Annotated in this window: 3 protein-coding genes; 2 read left to right on the forward strand and 1 reads right to left on the reverse strand. The window is 63.9% G+C overall.

Annotated elements, in window-relative coordinates; translation table 11 throughout:
• Window positions 1-58 precede the first annotated feature (58 nt).
• Together HP546_RS26560 and HP546_RS26565 are read left to right on the forward strand one after the other, a co-directional pair.
• Window positions 59-958, forward strand: coding sequence for a helix-turn-helix domain-containing protein (locus HP546_RS26560; RefSeq protein ID WP_172231716.1), 900 nt, complete (start codon window positions 59-61; stop codon window positions 956-958).
• 142 nt (window positions 959-1100) lie between these two features.
• Window positions 1101-3011 (forward strand): AAA family ATPase, encoded by a 1911-nt coding sequence (locus HP546_RS26565; protein WP_172231719.1) that lies wholly within the window; start codon window positions 1101-1103, stop codon window positions 3009-3011.
• A gap of 127 nt (window positions 3012-3138) precedes the next feature.
• Here HP546_RS26565 and HP546_RS26570 read toward each other — a convergent pair.
• Window positions 3139-4384, reverse strand: a 1246-nt coding sequence (locus HP546_RS26570) for an aldehyde dehydrogenase family protein (RefSeq protein WP_172231722.1), incomplete at its 5' end; no start/stop codon positions are given.

Here is a 4384-nt window from a genome sequence, read left to right on the forward strand (position 1 = left end):
CGATCTATCCACTTTCTTCGGCATCGAATGCACCATAAGAGTGCACACAGGACAATGCGTGACAACCGCCAATGCGTTGCAGGTCCAGGCTTACCACACCACCGACGTTACCGAGCAAGTGCGGGCCACCCCTGGCTGGCAGCAACAGTACCGGCAGATGTCGCCGGGGCATTTCAGCGGCGAGCTGCGTTGCCTGGGGCTTGAGGGCGTGGAGGTGTACGAAGAAAGGCTGAATACTCGCGTCGAGCAGTTTTTTCGCGCGCCGAGCGGCTCACTGGCGTTCTGTTTCGACCGCAGCGAAAACAGCCTGTACCTGCTGAACGAACAAAGCCGCAATATCTGGATCACCCCGGAGAACTACCAGGAAGTGGCCGTGGTATTCGACCAGGGCTTCCTGGCCGACCATGGGCTGGACCCGCAGCGCCTGGAAGGGTTGTTCATGGTACCGCTGGGCAGCGGGCAGAATGCGCTGTTCGGCAGCTGGTTGAGTGCCACGCTGACCCGCCTCAGCCAGGCCGATTGCCCGCTGCAGGGGCAGGCCTTGGCAGAGCAACTGCTGGAGGACTGCCTGTTCATCCTCGACAACGCCTGCCAGCGCTTGCAGGGCGTGGCGCTGGGGCGACGTGACGAAGAACGGGCGATCATGCACCGGGTCAGTGAATGGGCCGCCGATTGCCCGGAGGAAACGCTCAACCTGGTGGAGCTGGCGGAGGTTGCCGGGGTTTCCCTGCGCCAGCTGCAGCAGGCGTTCAAGGCATTTACCGGCATGCCGCCTGCGCAATGGCTGCGATTGCGCAGGCTCAACGGTGCGCGGCGGGATTTGTTGCGCGGTGGGGACGTGACCGTAGCCGAGGTGGCGATGCGCTGGTCTTTTTGGCATTTGGGAAGGTTTTCAGAGAGTTACCGGCAGTTGTTCAAGGAGTTTCCGAACGAGACGTTGAAGCGCGGCAGGGGTTGAACCGGGTGCCAGTGCCACCTGCCTCTGCGCGTTACATTCAGGAGCGGTTTCACCCGCGAAGAGGCCGCCCCGGGCAACACTGAGACCAGCATTGCACCGCGAAAATTGCTATGGTGCCGTCCTGTTTCCACCCGAGGTGCCGATGTTCTACCTGCCTTTGCCCAGCGACCAGGCCGACCGCCTCGCCAGCGAACCCACCACTGACTTTTTCACCACCGCCAGCGTCCTGGACGCTGCCGCCGTGCTGTTCGTGCAAAACCTGCCGCGCCAGCCCGCCACCGCCTCGGCAGATGCGCAAGAGCGTCGTTTCGCCGAAATCGTGCGCATCGCCAATGAAGTCGAAAGCGCGGCACCCGGGCGCTTCCAGGGGCAGGTGGCGCAGCACTTCGATCACGAAGCCTTGGCCATGGGCCTGGGCATGCTGGGCGAAAACGGTCTCGCCTTGCTGTCCCCCGAGGTGCAGTACAAGGCTGAAGAGTTGCTGGATGCCGAGGGCCAGTGGAATTTCCAGTTCGCTGACCTGTACCGCCAACGCGCCACACCGCTGCACCCTGTGTCCCTGCCGGCCTTGGCCAGTGACCTGAGACTCAGCGACCAGCAGAATCGATTGTTACGCGAATTTCTCAGTGGTATCGACGAGTCGGTGGCAGTGCAGGGCTTCGCCGGCACTGGCAAGACCTTCCTGATCCACCAGTTCGCCCGCCTGCTCGACCCGCAGCGCACGTTGCTGCTGGCCCTTACCGAGGGCCAGTTGCGGGCGTTGCAGGCGCGGGTCAAGGACGCCACAGCGTACACCGCGCTTACCTTCGGCCAGCTGGCGGACGAGCTGCTGAACCGTGACCTCACCAACAATGGCTGGCGCCTGCGTGACCCTTACCGCACCAAGCGCTCGTGGCGCCCGCAGGACGCGCAGGTGGCGCAATGGCTGGCGATTCCTGATATCGGGCCACTGGCCGCTCGCGATGTGGTTGGCTTGTGCATCCGCGCCGTGCGCACGTTCTGCCACAGTGCTGACACCCAGTTGCAGTTGCACCACCTGCCATGGGCCGGGCCGGGCACGCACCCACTGGACCAGGAAGTGCTGCTGGAGAAGGCGCGGCAGTACTGGCAGGAGCTGATTCGCCCGTCGGCGCGGGAAATCCAGCTGCCGGTGCGCGATTATCATCGGGTCAAGCTGCTTGCACTGACGGGCTATGTGATCGACAGCCGCTACAGCCATGTCATCGTCGACGAGGCCCACGAGCTGTCGGCACCGATGCTTGCCGTGCTCGACCGCAGCCCGCAGTCGATCATCGCCCTGGGCGACGAGTTGCAGAACCTTAATGGCCTCAGCGCGCACCATGGCAGTTTCATCCGGCAACGCTGCATCGACCACTCACTGCGTGCCGGCCCGGCGATGGACAATGTGCTGAACCCACTGATTCAGGCACATCCGGCGGCGATCCAGGCGGCATTCAGTGGCAGCGCCGAGCATTACACCCGGGTCAGTTTCTTCGACACGGTGACGGTGCCGGAGCAGCCCACGGCGCTGATTGTCGATGACGAATGGGGTTTGTTTGGCTGGTTTCAGCGCCTGACTCACCAAGGCGTGCCGTTCGTGTTGCTGCAAAGCGCCCGCAAGGACTTCGAACTGTTCGTCGAGGACTGCATCGAGCTGTACCGGCATGGCACGCGGCCGCGCCATCCGATGCTGTTTCGTTATGCCAGCTGGCAGGCGCTGGAGCAGGACAAAGGCGATGACAAGGCGTTCGTTGCCGTGGCCACCATGCTGCGCAAGGGCTATACGCCGGAGCACTTTGCCAAGGCCAAGAGCCGCTACCGCTGGGACAAGGCGCCCAAGCTGTTCCTGGGGCGGGTACGGGATGTGAAAAACATGGAGTTTTCCCGGGTGATGGTGTCGCCAGAGCTGATGGTGCCGCCGCAGGTGGCGGGCAACCGCAATGAGCGGGCGCGGATGCTGGCGGGCTTGTATACCGCCTGTTCGCGGGCGCGGCATGAGCTGATCGTGCCGGGGGGGATGCTGGACTGGGTCAAGGACCAGGTTCGGGATTGAGGTCCTGAGGGCCTCGCAGCTTCACATAACTTACTGATTCAGCAGGGTACGCGGAGCGCCCAGCATCAGTGCCCTGTAGGAGCGGCCTTGTGCCGCGATGGGCCGCAAAGCGGCCCCAGGCCTAGAATCAGTTACGATCCAGCCACACCGTCTGGGCATTGGTGAACTCACGCACACCAAAGTGCGACAGCTCCCGCCCGAACCCGCTCTTCTTCACACCGCCAAACGCCACGCGGGGGTCGGAAGCGCAGTAGCCGTTGATGAACACGCCACCGGTATCCAGCGCTGCCGTCATGCGCTCGGCCAGTGCATAGTCGGCGGTGTAGATGGTCGAAGCCAGGCCGAACTCGCTGTCGTTGGCCAGCTCCACGGCATGCTCGGCATCCCGCGCGGTGATGATCGCCGCCACCGGCCCGAACAGCTCCTGCTTGAATGCTGTCATTTCTGGGGTGACGTTGGCGAACACGGTCGGTGCATAGAAGTTGGCCACGCCTTCGACCTTGCTGCCACCCAACAGCAGGGTGGCGCCTTCGGCTAGGGTCGCCTGAACCTGGCCATCCAGCTCGTCGCGCAGGTCATAGCGGGCCATCGGGCCGATGTACGTGTCGTCTTCCAGCGGGTTACCCAGTTTCAGCTGGCGCGTGGCTTCTACGAACTTGCGCGTGAATTCATCGACGATGCTTTCTTCGACGATCAGGCGTTTGGCCGCAGCGCAGACCTGGCCGGTGTTCTGGTAACGGCCAATGACTGCCGCCTGCACGGCAGCATCCAGGTCAGCGTCAGCCAGCACGATGAACGGGTCGGAACCTCCCAGCTCGAGCACGCACTTCTTCAGCGCGGCACCGGCTTGGGCGCCAATCGCCATGCCGGCGCGCACGCTGCCGGTCAGGGTCACGGCGGCGATGCGCGGGTCGTTGATGGCGCGGGTGACGCCGTCCGGGGTCACGTTCAGCACCTCGAACACGCCTTCCGGCAGGCCGGCATCCTTGAACAGCTCGCCCATCAGGTAAGCGCTGCCCATCACGTTCGGTGCGTGCTTGAGCACGTAGGTGTTGCCGGCCAGGATCGCCGGCACAGCGCCGCGCAATACCTGCCAGACCGGGAAGTTCCACGGCATCACGGCAAGGATCGGGCCCAGCGGGCGGTATTCGATGCGGGCTTTTTCAACCTGGGTCGGCTCGGCGGCGAGCATGGCCGGGCCATGTTCGGCGTACCAGCGGCACAGGCCGACGCATTTGCTGACTTCGCCACGGGCCTGGGCGACGGGCTTGCCGATTTCGCGGCTGATCATTTGCGCGAACGCTTCGGCCTTGGCTTCGAGAGTGCTGGCCAGGGCCAGCAAGTACTCGCTGCGCTGACCCAGCGACACCTGG

Source organism: Pseudomonas sp. CM25, from assembly GCF_013179705.1.
Lineage (GTDB): Bacteria > Pseudomonadota > Gammaproteobacteria > Pseudomonadales > Pseudomonadaceae > Aquipseudomonas.

Coding starts and splice junctions, on each gene's coding strand:
- HP546_RS26565 (WP_172231719.1), top strand. CDS start 1,101: ATGTTCTACCTGCCTTTGCCCAGCGACCAGGCCGACCGCCTCGCCAGC.